General features: G+C 66.5%; 1 protein-coding gene. It reads left to right on the forward strand.

Going from position 1 to position 1,674, the window contains the following annotated elements; translation table 11 throughout:
• Positions 1-116: 116 nt before the first annotated feature.
• Positions 117-1,454: an IS110 family RNA-guided transposase gene (locus AC3ERS_RS36535; protein ID WP_431972726.1), complete on the forward strand. Its 1,338-nt coding sequence runs from the start codon at positions 117-119 to the stop codon at positions 1,452-1,454.
• The last annotated feature ends 220 nt before the right edge of the window (positions 1,455-1,674 follow it).

Below are 1,674 nucleotides of genomic sequence, written 5' to 3' on the forward strand. Positions count from 1 at the left end.
GCATAGAAAGACGTTCTATGCGCCGGGTGTCTGGACGAGGGAACGTCCTCCTGATGCGCTTGTCGGGCTTGGTGTCCCATCGCAGTAGGAGGACGTTCGTGGGTAACGGTAGTGGCTTGTCGCGGGGTGATCGCAACCGAAACGCCCGTTTGGCGCGGCTTCGGGCGCTGGTCCTGGCCGACAACGCCATCGTCGGGATTGATCTGGCCGACCGGAAACAGATGGTGGTAGTGACCGATCACGACTCGAAAGTGTTGGCCCGCAAAACATTCCGATGCCGGGCATGGGATCTGGGGGCCGCGTTGGACTGGGCGGCCCAGCGGGCAGCGGGCGCGGGTTTCGCCGGGGTGACGGTGGCGTGTGAGCCGACCGGACACCGGTGGCGGGTGCTGGGCCAGTTGGCCGCTGACCGGGGTATGGCGTTCGTGTGTGTCCAGCCGTCGATGACCTCCTGGTCACGTCGCGCCGAGGACCTGACCTGCGACAAAACCGATGAGAAGGACGCGGTGCTGATCGCCCGGTTGACCGCGCAGTTGCGTTGCTATATCCCTGAGCCGGTCGATGAGACCTGGGGCCGGTTGCGGCATCTGGGTGCTCGTCGCGAGCAGGTGATCGTGGAGATGGTCAGCCAAATCCAACAACTGCGGGCATTGCTGGAGTGCGTATGGCCGGCCGCGCTGCACACCGCGCGACAGCCGTTTCGTTCCCGCACTTGGGTCGCGGCGATGAGCGTGATCTGCGACCGCGATGGCGGTGACCTGGCCCGGACCCGCCGTCTCGGCCTGGCCCGTCTCGAGCAGGCGGTCCGCCGCGAGATTACCCGTCGAGGCGGTCAGAAACCGTCGCTGCGGATCGTGGGCAACCTGTTCACCGCCCTCGATGATCCGGCCGGGGTGAGCGCGCACCGGCGCGGCGCGCTGGAACGAGTGCAGCTGCTGCTGGGCGACTGGGCCGAAAACCAGCGACGCCTCACCGACACCGAAGCTCGAATGATCAACGTGCTCAACGAACTTGGACTCACTGACCTGGTCACCTCGATCACTGGGATCTCCGCGGTCGGGGCCGCGGCGATCCTGGCCGAAACCGGCGACCCCGCCCGGTTCACCACCGCCCGCGCTGTGGTCAAACACGCTGGTCTGGCACCACGAGAGAAACTATCCGGCACCTTCACCGGCCGCACCAAACTCACCGGCCAAGGCCGACCCGGCCTGCGCCTGGCCGCGTGGCGAGCCGTGTGGGGCGCCCAACGCGCCAACCCTGTTTATGCCGCCCGCTACCGGCACCTGACCGGCCGCGAAACCAATAAACTCACCCCCACCCAAGCCCAAGCCGCCATCGCCGCGACGATCCTGCGGCACCTGCATGCGGTCGTCACCACCGGCAAGCGCTGGGATCCACAAACCGCCACGCACGGCACACGACCAGCCAGCACCCTGATCCCGGTGGCCGCCTGAATATTTCGGCGACCATCGAGCGGGCGGTCGGGGCGAGCCCCACGCGGCATCGAGACACACCGTTGATCTCGCCGGAAATCATGGGCAGCCCCGCCCGTCGTCACCTCAACCCGATTACACGCTGCAGGGACCAACCCCATCACCGCTATGCCGGGACGACGACGGACGAGGCACCGACCGAACCACTTGACACAAAACGACTTACGCTGATTTCCGGACG

The sequence above is a fragment of the Nocardia sp. bgisy134 genome, assembly GCF_057708325.1.